The 19106-nt window shown below is 47.4% G+C and carries 14 protein-coding genes, 1 rRNA gene and 1 riboswitch; of the genes, 7 read left to right on the forward strand and 8 right to left on the reverse strand.

Annotated elements, in window-relative coordinates; translation table 11 throughout:
- The first annotated feature begins 2 nt into the window (after nt 1-2).
- Entirely contained in the window at nt 3-1115 is a 1113-nt protein-coding gene (locus BCOA_RS25400; RefSeq protein ID WP_014096882.1) for a cupin domain-containing protein, read from the forward strand.
- A gap of 276 nt (nt 1116-1391) precedes the next feature.
- Here the strand turns inward: BCOA_RS25400 and BCOA_RS25405 are convergent, their stop codons facing one another.
- The 5 genes from BCOA_RS25405 to BCOA_RS25425 all read right to left on the reverse strand — a co-directional run bounded on the left by BCOA_RS25405 (nt 1392) and on the right by BCOA_RS25425 (nt 6465).
- A complete protein-coding gene (locus tag BCOA_RS25405; RefSeq protein WP_014096883.1) occupies nt 1392-2537 on the reverse strand; it encodes an ABC transporter permease in 1146 nt (381 codons plus the stop codon).
- The gene (locus BCOA_RS25410) at nt 2537-3652 is read right to left on the reverse strand and encodes an ABC transporter permease (RefSeq protein ID WP_014096884.1); all 1116 of its coding nucleotides are present in this window, start codon (nt 3650-3652) and stop codon (nt 2537-2539) included. The genes BCOA_RS25405 and BCOA_RS25410 overlap by 1 nt, the downstream gene beginning before the upstream one ends.
- A 14-nt stretch (nt 3653-3666) precedes the next feature.
- Nucleotides 3667-4602 carry an ABC transporter ATP-binding protein gene (locus tag BCOA_RS25415; protein ID WP_014096885.1) on the reverse strand — a complete coding sequence of 312 codons (936 nt, stop codon included), beginning with the start codon at nt 4600-4602 and terminating at the stop codon, nt 3667-3669.
- A 118-nt stretch (nt 4603-4720) separates the two neighbouring features.
- The gene (locus BCOA_RS25420) at nt 4721-5824 is read right to left on the reverse strand and encodes a sensor histidine kinase (protein WP_014096886.1); all 1104 of its coding nucleotides are present in this window, start codon (nt 5822-5824) and stop codon (nt 4721-4723) included.
- Nucleotides 5809-6465: a response regulator gene (locus BCOA_RS25425; protein ID WP_014096887.1), complete on the reverse strand. Its 657-nt coding sequence runs from the start codon at nt 6463-6465 to the stop codon at nt 5809-5811. Before BCOA_RS25425 ends, BCOA_RS25420 begins: the two co-directional genes overlap by 16 nt.
- Nucleotides 6466-6691: 226 nt before the next feature.
- Between BCOA_RS25425 and BCOA_RS25430 the strand changes: the two genes are divergently transcribed.
- Complete coding sequence (locus BCOA_RS25430) at nt 6692-7909, forward strand: MFS transporter (RefSeq protein ID WP_014096888.1); 1218 nt, start codon at nt 6692-6694, stop codon at nt 7907-7909.
- 21 nt (nt 7910-7930) lie between these two features.
- Complete coding sequence (locus BCOA_RS25435) at nt 7931-9643, forward strand: ABC transporter ATP-binding protein (RefSeq protein WP_014096889.1); 1713 nt, start codon at nt 7931-7933, stop codon at nt 9641-9643.
- Between the two features lie 140 nt (nt 9644-9783).
- Here the strand turns inward: BCOA_RS25435 and BCOA_RS25440 are convergent, their stop codons facing one another.
- On the reverse strand, nt 9784-10245 hold the full coding sequence (locus tag BCOA_RS25440) for a hypothetical protein (RefSeq protein ID WP_014096890.1): 462 nt from the start codon (nt 10243-10245) through the stop codon (nt 9784-9786).
- Nucleotides 10246-10504: 259 nt separating this feature from the next.
- Nucleotides 10505-10606: riboswitch (purine riboswitch) on the forward strand.
- 131 nt (nt 10607-10737) lie between these two features.
- On the opposite strand from BCOA_RS25440, the gene BCOA_RS25445 reads away from it, so the two are divergent.
- The 3 genes from BCOA_RS25445 (at nt 10738) to BCOA_RS25455 (ending at nt 15425) form a co-directional block, all read left to right on the forward strand.
- Entirely contained in the window at nt 10738-12066 is a 1329-nt protein-coding gene (locus BCOA_RS25445) for an NCS2 family permease (RefSeq protein ID WP_014096891.1), read from the forward strand.
- A gap of 115 nt (nt 12067-12181) precedes the next feature.
- Nucleotides 12182-13027 carry a glucose PTS transporter transcription antiterminator GlcT gene (glcT, locus tag BCOA_RS25450; RefSeq protein WP_014096892.1) on the forward strand — a complete coding sequence of 282 codons (846 nt, stop codon included), beginning with the start codon at nt 12182-12184 and terminating at the stop codon, nt 13025-13027.
- A gap of 415 nt (nt 13028-13442) precedes the next feature.
- Nucleotides 13443-15425, forward strand: coding sequence for a beta-glucoside-specific PTS transporter subunit IIABC (locus tag BCOA_RS25455; protein ID WP_014096893.1), 1983 nt, complete (start codon nt 13443-13445; stop codon nt 15423-15425).
- A 27-nt stretch (nt 15426-15452) separates the two neighbouring features.
- Here BCOA_RS25455 and BCOA_RS25460 read toward each other — a convergent pair whose 3' ends face one another.
- Together BCOA_RS25460 and BCOA_RS25465 are read right to left on the reverse strand one after the other, a co-directional pair.
- Nucleotides 15453-15638: a hypothetical protein gene (locus BCOA_RS25460; RefSeq protein WP_026684240.1), complete on the reverse strand. Its 186-nt coding sequence runs from the start codon at nt 15636-15638 to the stop codon at nt 15453-15455.
- Nucleotides 15617-16867, reverse strand: coding sequence for a dicarboxylate/amino acid:cation symporter (locus tag BCOA_RS25465; protein ID WP_014096894.1), 1251 nt, complete (start codon nt 16865-16867; stop codon nt 15617-15619). Before BCOA_RS25465 ends, BCOA_RS25460 begins: the two co-directional genes overlap by 22 nt.
- A 370-nt stretch (nt 16868-17237) precedes the next feature.
- On the opposite strand from BCOA_RS25465, the gene BCOA_RS25470 reads away from it, so the two are divergent.
- A 16S ribosomal RNA gene (locus BCOA_RS25470) occupies nt 17238-18805 on the forward strand.
- Nucleotides 18806-19106: the final 301 nt, after the last annotated feature.

Raw genomic sequence — 19106 nt, forward strand, 5'->3', positions numbered from 1 at the left:
GGATGGGAGAAACAACGGAATTTATGCAAAGCCAGATAGTAAAGGATTTTAACCGGGATTTGGAACAATATCACCTCGGGCCGCTTTGGGAAGCGATTCCCGCTATTATGAACCATGAACCGAAACCGCAGGCAGAAGCGTATTTGTGGAAATGGGACCTGATTTATAAAAAATTGATGGAATCTGCTGAAATTTTCACGCCGGAACGCGGAGGCGAACGCCGCGCCATTTATTTCCAAAATCCGGGGCTTACTTATCGTCAGCCTTGGAGTTGGGCTTCCACGACGCAAACATTGTATGCGGCGGCACAATTGATTTTGCCGGGTGAAAAAGCGCCTTCCCACCGCCATTCGCAAGGGGCGCTTCGGTTTATTACAAACGGGGAAGGCGCTTACACTATTGTCGAGGGCGAACGCATTTTTATGGAAGAAGGGGATTTTCTGATTACGCCGGCCGGTCTCTGGCACGGCCACGCCCATGTCGGGGATAAGCCGATGATTTGGATGGATGCGCTTGACATACCGGTCATTTATTCGATGGGCGGAACGTTTTTCGAGCCGTACCCGGATCAGCTTCAACAACCGAAAAAACCGGATAACTTTACGTCAAGGCGCTATCAAGGCGGTATGGTGCGCCCGATTTCCGACCGCTATGCAAGTGTGGCGCCGCTTGCCGATTATAAATGGAGCCAGACGGTCAAAGCAATCGACGGGCTCAGCGCGTTTGAGCCTGATCCGTATGACGGCTATGCGGTTGAATACATCAATCCGTCAACTGGTGAAACGGCAAATGCAACGATTGCTTCGTGGATGCAGAAACTGCCGAAAGGATTCCATACGAAAGCGCACCGCCATACCCATGCGTCGATTTATAACGTCTTCCGCGGTTCCGGCTACAGCATCATTAACGGCGTCCGCTTTGACTGGTCAAAAGGTGATTATTTCGTCATTCCGAATTGGGCATGGCATGAGCATGTGGCATTGGAAGATTCGTTCCTGTTCTCTTGTAGTGACCTACCAATCATGGAAAAATTCAACCTTGAAAAATCACAAGCGCTGGAAGAAAATAACGGCCACCAAACGGTGAAAGGGGAATTCAAACCGGTCCTGGCATAAAAGTGCATTGGAAAATTTGGCACCGCTTCCATGAGATGAAGAAAAAAATCCATGGAAGCGAAGCTGAAAAAATGGATGCCTATCCCGCAGGTTTGGGGCAAGCGGGACAGGGATCCGAACCGAAACTTCCGGAATTGAAAAGCAGGTGAATGGGGTGTTCCTGCTCCGTTGCGGGTCTGTTGATGGAGCAAAGCAACCTAACCTGCCAAACGCAAATACAACATAGCCGGCAACATGTCAAAAAGAGAGGCGGATCTGCCTCTCTTTTTGCAAGAACTATACAAAGTTATGGGTATTGCGGTTTCTGCTGAACTTGTAAATGGCAAACAGGAAGAAACAAAGCGCAAAGGCAATCAGGATCAAAATGTTTAAATACAGGCTGCTGAGCGGATGGCCGGTTTGCAATTTGTCCAAGGTTTCCAATGTCCAGCGCTGCGGCAGAAAATCGGAAACTTTCTGCAGGGCTTTCGGCATGATTTCCACCGGCCAGAAGCAGCCGGAAAGCATGCACGTCGGTACGGCGATTAAGGATTGCAGCGAGTTAAAAGCACTCCGGCTGTTTGACAGCGACACCATCATTAAGGAAATGCCGGTTGAAATCCAGGCAAACAGGAACATGACGGCTGACAGCTGCCAGATGGAAAGATTCATCGTCATATGGAAAACATATTTCATGGCCGCTGTGATCAATGCAATTTGAACCGCCATCACGATCAGGTTGCAAAGTACATTGGACAATACATACTTGCCCGCGCTGACCGGCGAAGACAATAGCCTGAAATACGTGCGGTTTTCTCTTTCGGCAAGAATCAGTTCAGACAAACTGAAGGCAGACATAAGCATAAACAGGATAAGCACGCCCATCGTCTGATAGGTTAAATCACTAGATTGGGAAAGATCCTGCAAATGAATGGTTTTCACTTTATAGGAAGCTTTTTGGAATTCATCATACATCGTTTGAAAAGTCTGTTCGTTTCCTGACGATACTTTGCTGATGGATACGATATGATCGATGTATTGATATAAATAGGATTGCACAAACTTTGTTACTTCTGCTCCTTTAATTGAAGCCATCCGGATATGAGCAGGATTTCCGCTCCTGACACTTGCGGCAAACCCCTTTTCAAAAATGATGGCACAGTCAAGCTTTCCGTCTGCCAATTGGCTTTTCAATTCGGATTGCGGAATAGCGGCCGTTTTGACATTGCCCAGCCCACTCAGGAAATGGGCCGTATCAGTGGCGATTTGGCTGTGATCCTTATCCACGATGCCGACGTGAAGGGTTTTTACACCGCTCCCGCCGTATACAAGGAAAGCGATAAAAATACTGATAAAAGGCAACCCGATATAAAGGAGAACATTTCTTTTCTTTCGAAAGGTTTTGCTTAATGTGTTACGGACCAGCCATAAAACGTCTTTCATTACAAACCCTCCCTTTTTTGCAGTGCCGTTACAGAGATGAAAAGAATCAATAGGGCAATGCCAAGATTTGCTGCAGCGACCGGGGTAGCGGCAGATAAATCATTGTTGTAAATGATTTTCGTAATCGCCTGATTGATCCATGTCAACGGCGAAAGGTCCATTACAGCCTGTAATTTGCCGGGGTTTTCAATTTTGAAGTAGGCACCGCCAAAAAATGCCGACAGCTGGATAAAAAGGTTTAAAATCGCTCCTGTGGCGGCAGACTTGCTGAATATACTGACGCCGATGCCGATGCTGACCGAAAGAATAATCTCTGTTAAAAGCACAAGGAATACGAGCGGAAGATGGTTTCCCCAATTCGCTTTGTAAACGACCTTGCTCACAATGATGATAAGTGCTATGCAAGCGGTATAAATGAGAACATCTGCGAAAAGCTTTCCGATAAAAATACTGCTTTTTCTGACCGGGGCGGCAATGAGCCTGTCAGCTGTTTTCCGTGTCCGCTCCACTTGCATAAAAGCGCTCGATCCTAAAGATGCGTACAGGCAAATCATTGTCGTGATCACGATCGCATAATAATCCATCGCGCCGGGCTCTTTATTCGGAAGAAGAGATTCCGTTTGAATGTAATTGTGTTTAATCTTTTCGAAGGCAGCCCCACTTTTTTCCGGCGCAGTTTTCATCACTTCTGCGGCAAGATTGTACTGGTCGGCAAAAGCCGAAAATACGCCTTCTAAAATACTGCCTTTTATGCTGTTTCTTCCATTCGTATATAGCCGGATGCCATGGCCATTTAAAACGGCATATCCATCCGCATTGCCGAGCTTTACTTCTTTCAAGCCGTCCGTGTTTTTGCCGGCCTTTTCAAAATGGATATCCGATTTTTCCGCGTACTGTTGGAATGTATGGAAATAGGGTGCGGCATCTTTATTAAGGTCATTTTTGTACAACACGTGAATCTCGCCGACCGAAACCGTCTTGTCAAACGCATTCGAAAGGGCGGAACCGAGCACAAGCATTAAAACGAGCGGAAAGGCAAGCATAAATATAAGGGTGCGTTTGTTGCGGAATACGGTAATCACTTCTTTTTTTAAGATGTGCAGGATGCTTGACATCGCGTTTTTCCTCCCTAATCCCTTAAATTCCGGCCGGTTAAAGTTAAAAATACCGTTTCAAGGTTCGGTTCTTTTTCCTGCAGGGCCTTAATTTCAATATGCCGGCTGATTAAAAATTCAAGGATCAGATTTAAATTGTTGATGCTTGCATCAGACTGGATCCGAATGATATTTTCTTGGACGGATACCGTTTCAACGCCTTTTATCTTCCTGATTTCCGCGGGATCAACCGGTTCTGTTGTTTTCACTTCAATCCGGACCTCTTTTTTGTCTGTAATGATCGATTTCAATTGTTCCTTTGAGCCTTCTGCGATGATTTTGCCGTGGTCAATGATCGCGATTTTTGTGCAGATTTCTTCCACTTCTTCCATGTAATGACTCGTATAAATGATGGTGCAGCCCATTTCATTCAGTTTGCGCACGGAATTCAAAATATAATTGCGCGACTGCGGATCAATCCCGACTGTCGGTTCATCCATGATGATCAGTTTCGGCTGATGGGCGATCGCGCATGCAATATTGAGGCGCCTCTTCATCCCGCCGGAAAACTTGTCCGGTGTGCTTTTATGGTGGTCCCCAAGGTCGACAAAAGCGAGTGCTTCCCTTGTTTTTGCATCCAGTTCACTGCCGCGCAGACCGTAGAGCCCGGCGAAAAACCGGACATTTTCAAAAGCGGTTAAATCTTCGTAAATGGCAAGATCTTGCGGGACAATGCCGAGATTCATTTTCGCAAACCGTTTGTTTTTCATGATGTTTTTTCCGAGGATTTCAATGGTCCCGTCATTGCTTCTTAACAAGCCGGCAATCATGTTGATCGTCGTGCTTTTGCCGGCGCCGTTTGCCCCGAGAAAACCGAAAATTTCCCCTTTCTTTACTTGCAGTGAGATACGGTCAACCGCAATAAAGTCGTCGAATTTTTTTGTCAAATTTCGGATTTCCAGTACGTTCATGGTTTCTTTCCCCCTGACTTCCGTTGTGTCTTTAGTATAAAAAAAGGAACGATTCCTGGTAAGTGGGATCGTTCATGACTTTCATATGAAAAAATTCATATTTTGCAGGTGAGGCTGTTCACGGCTCAATGGGAAGTAGGGTGGTCACGGAAAAACCGTGCGAACCGTCGGTGATGACATGGCCTCTAAGTGTGGCTGCTCGTTCTTCCATGCCGGTAATGCCAAGCCCTTTTTTAACTTTAGCGGCACCTTTGCCATTGTCTTTTACTTCTGCTTTGATGATTTTATTGAGGACTTGAATGTTGACGGTAATCTGTGATGCATCGGCATATTTGCGCGCATTGGTCAACGCTTCTTTCACATTTTCATGAATGATTTTCCATTGTACATGGGTAATGCAGTCGAGATTGCCACTGTAAGTGAGCATCGTTTCAAGTTCATATCTTGCGGAAAACGTATCTAAAGCAAGCTGCAGCCGGTGAATGCCGACTTGTTCAACGGGTGGTTTCATTTGTTTCAGCGTCAGCCGGATGCTTTCAATTCCTTCTTTTGTAATGGTGATTGCGTTTTGCAGTAACGCCCGTGCGCGGGTGGGGTCTTTTTCCAGAAGGCTTTTTGCCGCTTCCATCTGGATGAGTGCGCCAGTCATCACGTGGCCGATATTGTCATGAATTTCCTGCGAAATCCGGTTCCGTTCTTCCAGCCGGTAGGTGTATTCGGATTGGCGGATGAATTCCTCGTTTTCATTCAGGCGGCGCGTGAGTCTCTGGACTGAAGCGCGCAGCCGGTCAAGCTGCTGTTCTTTCTTTTCCAGCCGGTCTGCATACGTAACGGCCGTATCCCAAATGATCCAGCTAAAGGCTGACGAGAAAACGTACTGGCCGGCTGTCCCGGTTTTTAAATAAAAAAGGGGTACAAGCAGGATGAGTGCCTGTATCGATCTTGGCACGGGCCACTTTGCGGCGAGCTCCAAAACGGATAGCGGCGCGAAGATGACAAACAGGGGAGCTACATATAAAGCGCCGAAACCGGCAATGCCAATGGAGCAGGCCGCAAAAAAAGCAGGCAATGCCTTTCTATTCCAAATGTACATCGCGATATTTGCAATAAAATAGAGAAGAAGCAGGAATACAGCGGGAGCAAGAGCCAAATCTTCCTGAATAGCCATAAAAGCGGCCCAGCCAATGAGTGCCAGTTTTGCCGCAATCAGCCGGGATTCCATGTTTCATTCCCTTTCCCTGTAAGATAATAAACGGCAATTTGGGTGCGGTGCTCAAGCCCTGTTTTGCCAAAAATTGAGGTGATGTAATTTGCGACTGTCCCTTCTGAAATGTATAAGGTTTTGGCAATTTCCTTATTGGAAAAGCCTTTTGCAATCAGGGACATGATTTCACGCTCTCTTTCCGTGAACTTTTTCAGGTCTATTTTCGGTTCCGGTTCTCTGCCACTTAAATTGGATTTAATTTTATCGAGAACCGCATCCTGGAAAATGCTGTTGCCGTTATAGACACTTTTGATTGCGTCACGGATTTTTTCGGGATCATTATTTTTCAACAAGTAGCCTCTTGCCCCGTTTCTTAATGCATCGACAATATATTCGTCATCGTCAAAGGTGGTCAGGATCATAGGTTTGGCAGATGTTTGGGCTGCAATGATTTTCGCAGCTTCAACGCCGTTCATCTCCGGCATCCGCACATCCAAAAGGGCAATGTCAACCGGCTGATTCCGGCAATATGCTGCCGCTTCCTTGCCGTTTCCGACCGTTGCCATGACTTCAAACTCTTCATATGACGATAAAATGATTTTTAACCCCTCGCGTATAAAAGAGTTGTCATCGGCAATCACAATTTTAATTTTCTCCATCCTCTTTCCCCTCCGGCTCCGCCTTTTCTTCTTTTCATTATAGCTGAATTGTACCTGGCATACATTCTGTTTTTTATCTTTCCATTTTGTTCTTTCTGCTTTGTGGGAGCATTCTTTGCGATGCGGGCGTGTGGATTGGATTGATTGGAACAGAAAGAAAAAAAGGGTATGATAGATAGTATGGTACGGAATTTTTGGAATTTGCAGCAAAGGGGTTTGTGCAGAAATGAAATACATCGAGCAAGGGACAAGGGAATTCCGCCTGGCAAATCTTGCGCTATTTGCCGGGGGGTTCAATACGTTTGCGATCCTTTGGGGGATGCAGCCGCTTTTGCCAGATATTGCGGAGCAGTTTCACCTGTCGCCGACAATGTCGAGCCTGAGCCTGTCTTCTACAACCGTAACACTCTCGGTGAGCATGCTGATTGCCGGATCGTTGTCGGAAGTGTTCGGGCGAAAATCCGTGATGTCTTTTTCGTTGATTGCTTCGTCTGCTCTTTGCATCTTGACCGCTTTTGCCCCGACTTATCATTTGCTAATTCTCTGTCGGGTGCTGCAGGGCCTTGTGCTTGCCGGGTTGCCGGCTGTTGCCATGGCCTATTTGGGAGAAGAGATTTTGCCGTCAAGCCTCGGACTTGCGATGGGGTTATATATCAGCGGAAATTCGATCGGGGGCATGGCAGGACGGATCATCTGCGGGACTTTGACCGATTTTTTCAATTGGCATGTGGCGCTGGCGTCGATCGGGGTGATCAGCCTGCTCGCAAGCATCCTGTTTTGGGTCGTGCTGCCGCCGTCTTCCCACTTTACTGCCCGGAAATTGGAGATTGGGAAACTGACAGGGAGCCTCGTCCGCCAGCTTGTGGAACCGGGTCTGATTTATTTATTTTTGATTGGATTTTTATTAATGGGGAGTTTTGTTTCGCTGTATAATTACATTGGATTCCAGCTGATTGCGCCGCCGTATTCGCTGAGCCAGACGGTCGTCGGCTTCATTTTTATCGTCTACCTCGTTGGCACATTCAGCTCGGCATGGATGGGGATGCTTGCGGACCGGCACGGCAGGCGGAAAATTTTACAGCTTTCGCTCCTTATTGTGCTCCTGGGGGCTTCGATTACGCTTATTCCGTCTTTATGGCTGAAAATTTTCGGCATTGCCGTGTTCACATTCGGCTTTTTTGCCGGCCATTCGATCGCAAGCGGCTGGGTTGGCCGTCTTTCCTCCCATGATAAAGCGCAGGCGTCCGGATTGTATTTATTCTTTTATTATATCGGCTCAAGCATCGGCGGGACAGTCGGGGGCGTGTTTTACAGACGTCTCGGATGGAACGGGGTTGTGCTGATGATCGCTGTGCTCACGGTGCTGGCCATTGTGTTTTCGATCCGGCTGGCCGTGATTGCGAAGAGAAAATGGCTTGTTTCCACACGGCATGCTTCCAACTAACTTTGTGACAGGAGGGGACATATGTTACGCCGCTTTTTTTCCTATTATTTGCCGCATAAAAAGCTGTTTATCCTTGATTTTACAAGCGCGGTGATTGTAGCTGTTTTTGAACTGGCCTTTCCGCTTTGTGTCCAGTGGTTTATTGACAGCCTGCTGCCAAGCGGAAAATGGGCAACGATTACGAGCGTCAGCATTGCGCTGTTGGTCCTTTATTTGATCAGTACGTATTTGCAGTACATCGTCACCTACTGGGGGCATCAGCTCGGCATCAATATTGAAACGGATATGCGCAAAGAATTGTTTGTACACGTGCAGCGGCAGTCTTTTTCATTTTTTGATAATGTGAAAACCGGCCACGTCATGAGCCGGATCACAAACGATCTTTTTGACATCGGCGAACTTGCCCACCACGGCCCGGAAGATGCTTTTATTGCCGTGATGACGTTTTTCGGCGCGTTTTGCATTATGTTTACGGTCAATGCCAAACTGGCTTTCATCACCCTCATTATTGTGCCGTTTTTGGTCTGGATCATCACGTATTGCAATATGAAAATGAACGAGGCATGGGGCAAGATGTATGGCGAGATTGCCGAAGTGAATGCGCGTGTCGAGGATAGTGTTGCAGGGGTCCGCGTCGTCCAGTCATTCGCGAATGAAAATTATGAAATCACGCAGTTTCAGAAAAATAACAAACGGTTCCGGAAGGCGAAATTGCTTGCGTATAAAACGATGGCGCTGACCAATTCCAGCACGTATATGATGAGCCGGCTGATCGTCCTTGTCGTCCTTGTATACGGGGCATGGCTGGTATACAGCGGGGAATTGAAATACGGCGAGCTGGTCGGTTTTGTGCTGTATGTGAACGTGCTGTTCAAGCCGATTGATAAAATCAGTGCGATCATGGAGCTGTATCCGAAAGGGATGGCCGGTTTTAAACGGTTTACAGAATTACTGGACCGCACGCCGGATGTCCGGGACAGGGAAAATGCGGTCGAGGTTCCGGCGTTAAACGGCAACATCGCGTTCAACAATGTCAGCTTCGCTTATCCGGGCGGCCAGCCTGTGTTAAAGAGGCTGAATCTCAAAATCCGTGCCGGGGAGACGGTTGCATTTGTTGGGCCTTCTGGTGCAGGGAAAACGACCATTTGCTCCCTGATCCCACGCTTTTACGATGTGAATAGCGGCAGCATTACCATTGACGGAATGGATATCCGCAATATGACGAAAAAATCGCTCCGCTCGCAGATTGGCATTGTTCAGCAGGATGTCTTCCTTTTTGCCGGCACCATCCGCGAAAACATTGCGTACGGAAAATTGGATGCAACAGATGAAGAAATTGAAGAAGCAGCCCGGCGCGCCCATTTGGAAGAGGTCATCCGTGCGCTGCCTGATGGGTTTGATACGCAAATCGGCGAACGCGGCCTTAAGCTTTCCGGTGGGCAAAAGCAGCGGCTGGCGATTGCGCGCATGTTTTTGAAAAATCCGCCCATCTTAATCCTGGATGAGGCAACGTCTGCCCTTGATACGGAAACCGAAAGGCAAATCCAAGCGGCATTGGATGAACTGGCAAAAGACCGGACAACGCTTGTCATTGCGCACAGGCTGGCGACCATTCGCAATGCTGACCGGATTGTTGTCGTCACCAAGGATGGAATTGCCGAACAAGGGCGCCATGATGAGCTCCTTACCCGCGGGGGGATTTTTGCAAAACTGCACGAGGCCCAGTACCAATAGTAGATCCGGGCCTGCCTTTTGGTACGGAGTGGTTTTAAAAAATGTTGGTCCCCGCCTGCTGGCATGGTTTATTCCGTGTATATGGCGGGGTTTTTAAAAGAAAAAAACGCAGGCTGTCCGCTGCGCAAAATGGAAGCTTCTTATCGGGCTTTTTTTAAGTGGCGGATATCCGTCTTGACATTTATTAAGTCTTCGAACAAGACATCCATTTTATCATCCAGCCTGGCATAATAGTTGTCGAGGTTGTCCAAATCTTTTTTCATGCCCGCGATATCCTGCTTTACTTCTGCTCTTTCGCTTTTCAGGGAAGCAACATCCTGTTTCAGCACTGCAACATCTTGCTTCAGCTCGGCAACATCTTGTTTTAGCACTGCGACATCCTGTTTCAAACCTGCAACATCCTGCTTTACTTCTGCCATTTCGCTTTTCAGGGAAGCAACATCCTGTTTTAGCACTGTAACATCTTGCTTCAGCTCGGCAACATCCTCTTTCAGTCCGGCGATGTCTGCTTTCATTTCTTTCATCTCTGCCTTCATTGAAAGGACTTCGCCGGACAGTTCTTTGATGGCCGTAAGCAGCATTTCGTTTGTGACTTCTGCCATTTTTCCACCTCCTTTGTCGAATATATGCTCATTCTAAGGGATGATGTCCTTTCCTGCAACTGGCGAAAAGCGAAAAATGGGGCTCTCTATTTCGTGAATTGGGGGCGGATAAATGAAAAATCGGTTCTCTGCCAGCCCAAAAATTTTATTTTTAACAAAATGGCGGCCCACAAACGAACGAATATTAACCTGCAGCAAGAGGAAAATGTTCGTGTTTTCTATTGACTTCTTTTCACTTTCCCGTTACAATCAATCTTGTCAATTCAATATGCAATACCATCGTATATATTCAGGGATATGGCCTGAACGTTTCTACCAAGCTGCCGTAAATAGCTTGACTACGAGGTAATGAGATAGAGTCTGAGGGCAATCGTATAAAAATAGCAACCTTTGCCCCTCCTCATTCCTTAAGTCTGGCGTTTCGGGCGTTTACGTTCGGAACGTTTTTCTGTTATGGCGAATTTGGAAATTCCACAGGAGGGATAAGGCAACATGAAGAACTATTTTGAGTTTGAAAAAATCGGAACAAGTTACCGCCAGGAATTTATTGGCGGACTGACAACCTTTTTGGCTATGGCCTATATTTTGGCCGTAAATCCGCTGACATTGTCGCTTGCCAGCGTAAAGGGACTTCCGGCTTCCATGCATATGGACCAGGGGGCTGTATTTGTGGCCACCGCCATTGCTTCCGCGATCGGTTCAATTGTGATGGGCCTTTTTGGGAAATATCCACTCGCGCTTGCTCCTGGCATGGGATTGAATGCCTTTTTTGCTTATACAGTCGTCCTGAGCTACAAAATTCCTTGGCAGCACGCACTCGCCGCTGTCTTTATTTCCGGCGTTTTCTTCTTTCTGCTCACACTGACGGGCATCCGCGAAAAATTGATCAACGCCATTCCGATCCAGTTAAAACACGCGATCGGTGCAGGCATCGGCCTGTTCATCACGTTTATCGGGCTGAAAGATGCCGGCATTATTGTCGGGGATGATGCAACGTTTGTCGCCTTGGGGGATTTGTCAAAAGGGCCTGTTCTGCTTTCCATTTTCGGGCTTGTGGTCACCGTTATTCTGATGACAAGAGGGATAAAAGGTTCCGTTTTTTACGGCATTATTCTTACAAGTATTGTCGGGATGATTTTTGGATTGTTGAAGGTGCCGCATCAAGTTGTCAGTTCGGTTCCAAGTTTAAGTCCGACGTTCGGCGCGCTGTTCAGTTCATTCGGGGACTCCTCTTTCTGGTCGGCGCAAATGATTGGTGCTATTTTAACGTTTTTCTTTGTCGACTTTTTTGATAATGCCGGAACGCTTGTGGCGGTTGCAAACCAGGCAGGGCTCATGAAAGACAACAAACTGCCGAATGCAGGACGGGCACTTGTGTCAGATTCCATTGCGACCATTATTGGGGCTGTGCTCGGGACTTCGACGACAACTTCCTTTGTCGAGTCTTCGTCAGGGGTTGCCGCAGGGGCAAGAACCGGTTTTGCTTCTCTTGTTACGGCCTGTTTCTTTATTTTATCGATCTTTTTCTTCCCGCTTTTATCAGTCATTACTACCAACGTCACAGCACCGGCGCTCATCATTGTCGGCGTGCTGATGGTATCGAACTTGCGTCATATTGAATGGGATAAATTCGAAATTGCCGTACCGGCTTTCCTTACATTGATTGCCATGCCGCTCACTTATAGCATCGCAACCGGGATTGCCATTGGATTCATCTTTTATCCGATTACGATGATTGTAAAAGGAAGAATCAAAGAAATTCATCCGGTCATGTATTTCTTCTTTGTCGTCTTCTTACTGTATTTTATTTTCTTAAAATAGTGCCCAAAAAACTTGCAGAGCGCGCTCTGCAAGTTTTTTTGTGGCGCTTGAAATTGAAAAACCGGCGCATTTCATTTAAACTAATCATATTGTACTATAGCCGAGGGGGATTGAAATGGAAGCTTTTATCGTTAAAAAAGTTTTAAACAATAATGTACTTGTTGCCTCCCACCCCCGCTATGAAGAAACGGTGTTGATTGGAAAGGGGATTGGTTTTAACCGAAAAAAAGGGGAGCCCATCCCGCAGGCATCCGCTGAAAAAATGTTTGTGCTGAAAAACGAAACAGAACAGGAACAGTATATGAAGCTGATTCCTTCTATTGATAATCAAACCCTTGAAGTGGTCATTTCGGCCATTGAGATGATCCGCAGCCGGGCGGATTCTCCTTTAAATGAACATATCCATGTTGCCTTGACAGACCATATTGCTTTTGCGATCGACCGGATCCGGAAAGGGCTGGCTGTCAAAAATCCGTTCGTTGCCGAAACGAAAATTCTCTATCCGCGCGAATACGAAATTGCCTGCGAAGTAGTGGATTATATCAATGAAGCAACGGACGTCTATTTGCCGGAAGGGGAAGCCGGGTTTATTGCCTTGCACATCCACAGTGCCGTAACGGATAAGCAACTTTCCGAATTAAGCCGGCATTCCCATCTGATCGGGCAGCTCATTTCCACGGTTGAGCATGAATTTAAAATGACTTTTGACAAAGACAGTATTCATTACATGCGCCTTGTCCGCCATTTGCGCTATACGATTGACCGCGTGCTGACGGGGGAAAAAGTGGAGGAGCCCGAGAAATTGAATCATTTTCTGCAACAGGAATACCCGCGGTGTTATAATCTGTCGTGGAAATTGATCAAAATCATGCAACAAGCATTACAAAAACCGGTGTACGATGCAGAAGCCGTTTACCTGACGATGCATCTGCAGCGGATTCAAACCAAAATGGAATCATGAAACGCCATCCTGATCGCGGGCATACATGGCATGCGTGATGAAAGGCTGAATATATGGCAAAACGCCGTGATTTTTCATGCCGGGATGTAGAATGCTTTTTTAATTTTTTTCTTGCAACAGGAAACCTATGGTGCTATAATTTGTCGTGGAAATTGTGAATGGTGCAGCAAACAGTAAAAAACCGGTGTACGATGCAGAAGCTGGTTTTCCGGCATGCGTCTGAAACGGGTTCCATATCAAAAATTAATCAATGGTTATCATAACGTGTTACTGATTCGATCAGGCATGAGTGAAAAAGATGTCGGGAGTGGCAACCGCCATAGTCTTCCCGCTTTTTCCTCATGCCTTTTTATTTTCCTGGGGAGTTGCTGCACGTCTGTTTCCGGAAACCATCATGATATGAGGAGGATTTTGCATGGCAAAGAAAGATTATACGCAGCTTGCCCGCGATATTGTGGCAAATGTCGGAGGGCCTGATAATGTAAAGTCGCTTGTGCACTGTGCCACCCGTTTGCGCTTCCGGTTAAAAGATACAGGCAAGGCAAACAAAGAAGTGCTGGAAGGCTTACCAAATGTACTGACGGCGGTGAATGCAGGCGGACAGTACCAAGTCGTGATCGGGGATGAAGTCGTTCCTGTTTATAACGCCATTATGGACCAGTATCATTTTACGGCTTCCGATGCGGGGGCTGAAAACGATGCGGCTGCAGAAGAAAGCGAAGAAAAAGGCAATATTTTCGACCGCTTTGTGGCAGTGCTTTCCGGTATTTTTACGCCGTTTATCTCCGTCCTGGCTGGTGCTGGCGTTTTAAAAGGCGTTGCCATCCTTTTGGCAAACACCCATATCGTGTCTGAATCATCCGTCTGGTACAGCATCCTGGACGCGCTTGCAACCGGTGTGTTTACATTGCTGCCGATCTTTATTGCGATTACGGCGGCGGATAAGTTTAACACAAACCGGTTTATCTCTGTTGCTCTTGCTGCAGCGATGATTTACCCGCTGACAGACAGCACGATTCCAAAAATCGGCCACATTGCCGGGTACGCCATCAACTTTAAACAGTACGGCGGTGCAGTGATCCCGACCATTTTGGCCATTTGGATGATGAGTTATATTGAAAGATGGTTTAAAAAACATTTACCGGCTGTTGCCCAGCTTGTATTTGTGCCGTTTTTCACATTGCTTGTTGCCGGCGCCCTCACTTTTATCGTCATCGGCCCATTAGGCAATGCGATCGGCATGGGACTTGCTTACGGCTATCAATACTTGTACAGCTTAAGTCCTGCTGTTGCCGGATTTATTCTGGCCGGGTTATTCCAGGTGTTTGTCGTCTTTGGGCTGCACTGGGGGATTTTGCCGATCTCACTGATTAACATTCAAAACTATGGTTATGATACGCTGCTTTCGATGATGTTTGTTGCCGTTTTCGGACAGTTTGGGGCGGTGACAGGCGCGATTTTCAAAGCAAAAAAATCGAAAAACAGGGAAATCGCCGTTTCCGCTGCAATCAGTAACTTCTTCGGCATTACAGAGCCTGCGATATACGGCATCAACTTGAAATATAAAAAAGGTTTTATTTTCGGTTTGGCCGGCAGTGCGATCGGCGGCGCTATTGCTGGTTTTGCCGGTGTAAAAGCTTTTCAGTACACGCCGATTATGAATTTCTTTGAACTTCCGCTGTTTATCGGCAAAGGTTCAAGCGTTGCCATGGAAGCTGTTGCGGGTGTTGCCGCATGGGCGATTGCGTTCGTACTTGTATTGATCTTCGGTTTTAATGAAGAAAACAATGAAAAAATGCTCGCAAACGTACAAATGGGCAAGAAAAGCCTGACGGAAAAGAAAACGGCAGCTGTGGAAAGCAAAATGGAAGCGGAACAAAAAGAACTGCCAAAAGTGGATACAGCCGGCATGGAGCTGAACGAAATTGTCTACAATCCGGTAAAAGGCCGCGTTGTTCCGTTAACCTCTGTAAATGATCCGGTCTTCAGCTCGGAAGCGATGGGAAAAGGGGTTGGCGTTGTGCCGGAAGAAGGAAAAGTGGTCGCTCCATTTGACGGACAAGTATCTGTTGCTTTTCCGACCGGCCATGCATACGGCTTGCAATCCGACCGCGGGGCAGAAGTATTGATCCACGTCGGCATTGATACCGTCAACTTAAACGGGGAACATTTCCATTCCAATGTAAAAGCCGGGGACCGCATCAGGAAGGGTGATGTACTCGGCACCTTTGACCCGGAAAAAATAAAAGAAGCCGGCTATGACACGACAACGATGGTGATCGTAACCAACACGATGGCATATGATGCAGTTGAACAAGCCGCAGTCGACGAAACCTATGCGGACGAAGCTTTGCTGAATCTGTATAAAAAACAGGAAACAGCTGTGAAAACAAACTAATTTTACGGGCAACAGGCTGCCCCTTTTTTAAACAAGAAATCCGCCGGGAAAATCATTTTTCCCGGCGGATTTTCCATTTCCGTCATGTTTTTTCCGAAACAGCGTTTCTTTTAAGAAACCGGCGGAAATGCCGGCTCCTTCTCCGGCCGCCACGGATTCCGCCTGAGAAGCGGGCTGCCTTGTTCTTTCTTTTACTGCGTGCGGCTGAGCCAATGTTTTCCTTCTACGAGCCGGGAAACGAGCATGGCGCTTACCGTGTTTCCGGTTGAGTTTAAAAGTGTGGCCGGGACATCAATAATCGTACTGATTACTGCAATAATCGGCAGCGACTCCGGCGGGAATCCAAAAACGCTTAAAATCAGCATCTCCCCGATCATACCGCCGCTCGGGATCGCCCCCATTACCGCGCCAACAAGAAATGCAACGGCAATGACTGCCAGCATATGGGGCAGGCTTGTCAAATCTTTTCCGAACAAGGTGAACAAAAAAACGATTTTCAGCACGCCGCCAAACACAGAGCCGTCCTTATGCGTGTTCGCACCTAAAGGAATCACTGTTTCTGCGATGTCGGAAGGCACATGCATTTTTTGAACGGTTTCCAAATTAATCGGAATGCAGGCAGCACTTGAACAGGTCGCAATGGCCGTAACAGAAGGGGGGACCGCATTTTTCCAAAACACCTTGATGCCCTCCGTCCCCCCGGCCATAAAGGCATATAAGGTAAAAAAGCCGAAAAAATAAATGATCGTTAAGATCAGGTATAAACCAAACGAACGCGCATATCCTTCCAAAATTTGCGGGCCAAGTGTGCCGATGATGGAAGCAAAGTAACACCCAAGCCCGATTGGCGCATAATACATGATGATTTTAACAAATTTCATCATGACGGCTGTTCCTGATGCCAAAAAAACAGCAACAGGCTTTCCTTTCTCCCCGGCCAATGTGGTAGCCAGGCCGAACAGAACAGAAAAAACAATCAGCTGAAGCATATTCGTTTTGGTAAATAAATTTGGAAAATCAGGCACTGTGAACGTTTGAACAAGTTGTTCGAGAAAAGACGGATGAGTACTATTTTGCCGGCTGCCGTCAGCTTTTGCCATCATTTGTTCTATGGCGGTTGTATCTGTATGCGCAAGCGGCTTGATGATGAAAGTGCCGCCAAAACCAATGATGGCTGCCAAGAGGGAAGTGCCAAGAAATACAAGAATGATGCTTCCTAAAATTTTGCCCAAACGGCCAAGACCGGCCATATTTGCGATGGCAGAAGAAATGCTGAAAAAGACAAGCGGAATAATAACCGTAAACATTAAATTTAAAAATAAATCCCCGAATGGCTTTACAACTTCTGCTTTTGAGCCTGCAACCACGCCCGCAATGCCGCCAATGATGATGGCAGCCAACAATATGGCAGTGGATTTGTAATTGCGAAAAAATGTTTTCAAAATCAACCTCTCCTTAATCGGAAAATGCATCGCTCCTACACGTTTTCATTTTCCACTGATAACAAAAAGAAGTCAATTTGATTTTGCCCAAAAGATCCCCGTGTGTCGGTCTTTTTGTTGGTAATTTGATGGATTGGGTTTGGAAAAAATTTCATGCCAATTTATATTGACTTAGGATAACACGGATGGTATGATAATAAAGCTGACTCGACAGGAACTGATAAATATTGGGAGTCTGATAAAAAAGATGTTGACAGCGAATTGATATTTTGATATAATAATTAAGTCGCTGTTAAGAATAGCAAAGATTGTTCCTTGAAAACTGGACAAAACGAAACGTCAAATTCTTTTTGAGCTTTTATCAAACATCTTTACTGAGAGTTTGATCCTGGCTCAGGACGAACGCTGGCGGCGTGCCTAATACATGCAAGTCGTGCGGACCTTTTAAAAGCTTGCTTTTAAAAGGTTGCTTTTAAAAGGTTAGCGGCGGACGGGTGAGTAACACGTGGGCAACCTGCCTGTAAGATCGGGATAACGCCGGGAAACCGGGGCTAATACCGGATAGTTTTTTCCTCCGCATGGAGGAAAAAGGAAAGACGGCTTCGGCTGTCACTTACAGATGGGCCCGCGGCGCATTAGCTAGTTGGTGGGGTAACGGCTCACCAAGGCAACGATGCGTAGCCGACCTGAGAGGGTGATCGGCCACATTGGGACTGAGACACGGCCCAAACTCCTACGGGAGGCAGCAGTAGGGAATCTTCCGCAATGGACGAAAGTCTGACGGAGCAACGCCGCGTGAGTGAAGAAGGCCTTCGGGTCGTAAAGCTCTGTTGCCGGGGAAGAACAAGTGCCGTTCGAACAGGGCGGTGCCTTGACGGTACCCGGCCAGAAAGCCACGGCTAACTACGTGCCAGCAGCCGCGGTAATACGTAGGTGGCAAGCGTTGTCCGGAATTATTGGGCGTAAAGCGCGCGCAGGCAGCTTCTTAAGTCTGATGTGAAATCTTGCGGCTCAACCGCAAGCGGTCATTGGAAACTGGGAGGCTTGAGTGCAGAAGAGGAGAGTGGAATTCCACGTGTAGCGGTGAAATGCGTAGAGATGTGGAGGAACACCAGTGGCGAAGGCGGCTCTCTGGTCTGTAACTGACGCTGAGGCGCGAAAGCGTGGGGAGCAAACAGGATTAGATACCCTGGTAGTCCACGCCGTAAACGATGAGTGCTAAGTGTTAGAGGGTTTCCGCCCTTTAGTGCTGCAGCTAACGCATTAAGCACTCCGCCTGGGGAGTACGGCCGCAAGGCTGAAACTCAAAGGAATTGACGGGGGCCCGCACAAGCGGTGGAGCATGTGGTTTAATTCGAAGCAACGCGAAGAACCTTACCAGGTCTTGACATCCTCTGACCTCCCTGGAGACAGGGCCTTCCCCTTCGGGGGACAGAGTGACAGGTGGTGCATGGTTGTCGTCAGCTCGTGTCGTGAGATGTTGGGTTAAGTCCCGCAACGAGCGCAACCCTTGACCTTAGTTGCCAGCATTCAGTTGGGCACTCTAAGGTGACTGCCGGTGACAAACCGGAGGAAGGTGGGGATGACGTCAAATCATCATGCCCCTTATGACCTGGGCTACACACGTGCTACAATGGATGGTACAAAGGGCTGCGAGACCGCGAGGTTAAGCCAATCCCAGAAAACCATTCCCAGTTCGGATTGCAGGCTGCAACCCGCCTGCATGAAGCCGGAATCGCTAGTAATCGCGGATCAGCATGCCGCGGTGAATACGTTCCCGGGCCTTGTACACACCGCCCGTCACACCACGAGAGTTTGTAACACCCGAAGTCGGTGAGGTAACCTTTACGGAGCCAGCCGCCGAAGGTGGGACAGATGATTGGGGTGAAGTCGTAACAAGGTAGCCGTATCGGAAGGTGCGGCTGGATCACCTCCTTTCTAAGGGGAAAAGCGTAGGGCGCTTGTTCATCGGCGTACGGATTTCGTAGTCTTCGACTGAGATAAAGGAAACACGATGAGCCTTAAAGGCGAATCGATGTTGACTTATCGTAGGGAGAAGACGTAGAAATACGCTAGCCGATAGCGCCCGGAGCTAGACAGAAAAGGAAAACTTCGTTTTCCAAAATCAAGTTTGGCGTTTCCGTTTTGTTCAGTTTTGAAGGTTCAATCCTTCAACATGTGTTCTTTGAAAACCGGATAGGAGAAACAAACCAAGTAAACCGAGAATCGCTTATTTTTG

It is taken from the genome of Heyndrickxia coagulans 36D1 (assembly GCF_000169195.2).
GTDB classification, from domain to species: Bacteria; Bacillota; Bacilli; order Bacillales; family Bacillaceae_C; genus Weizmannia; species Weizmannia faecalis.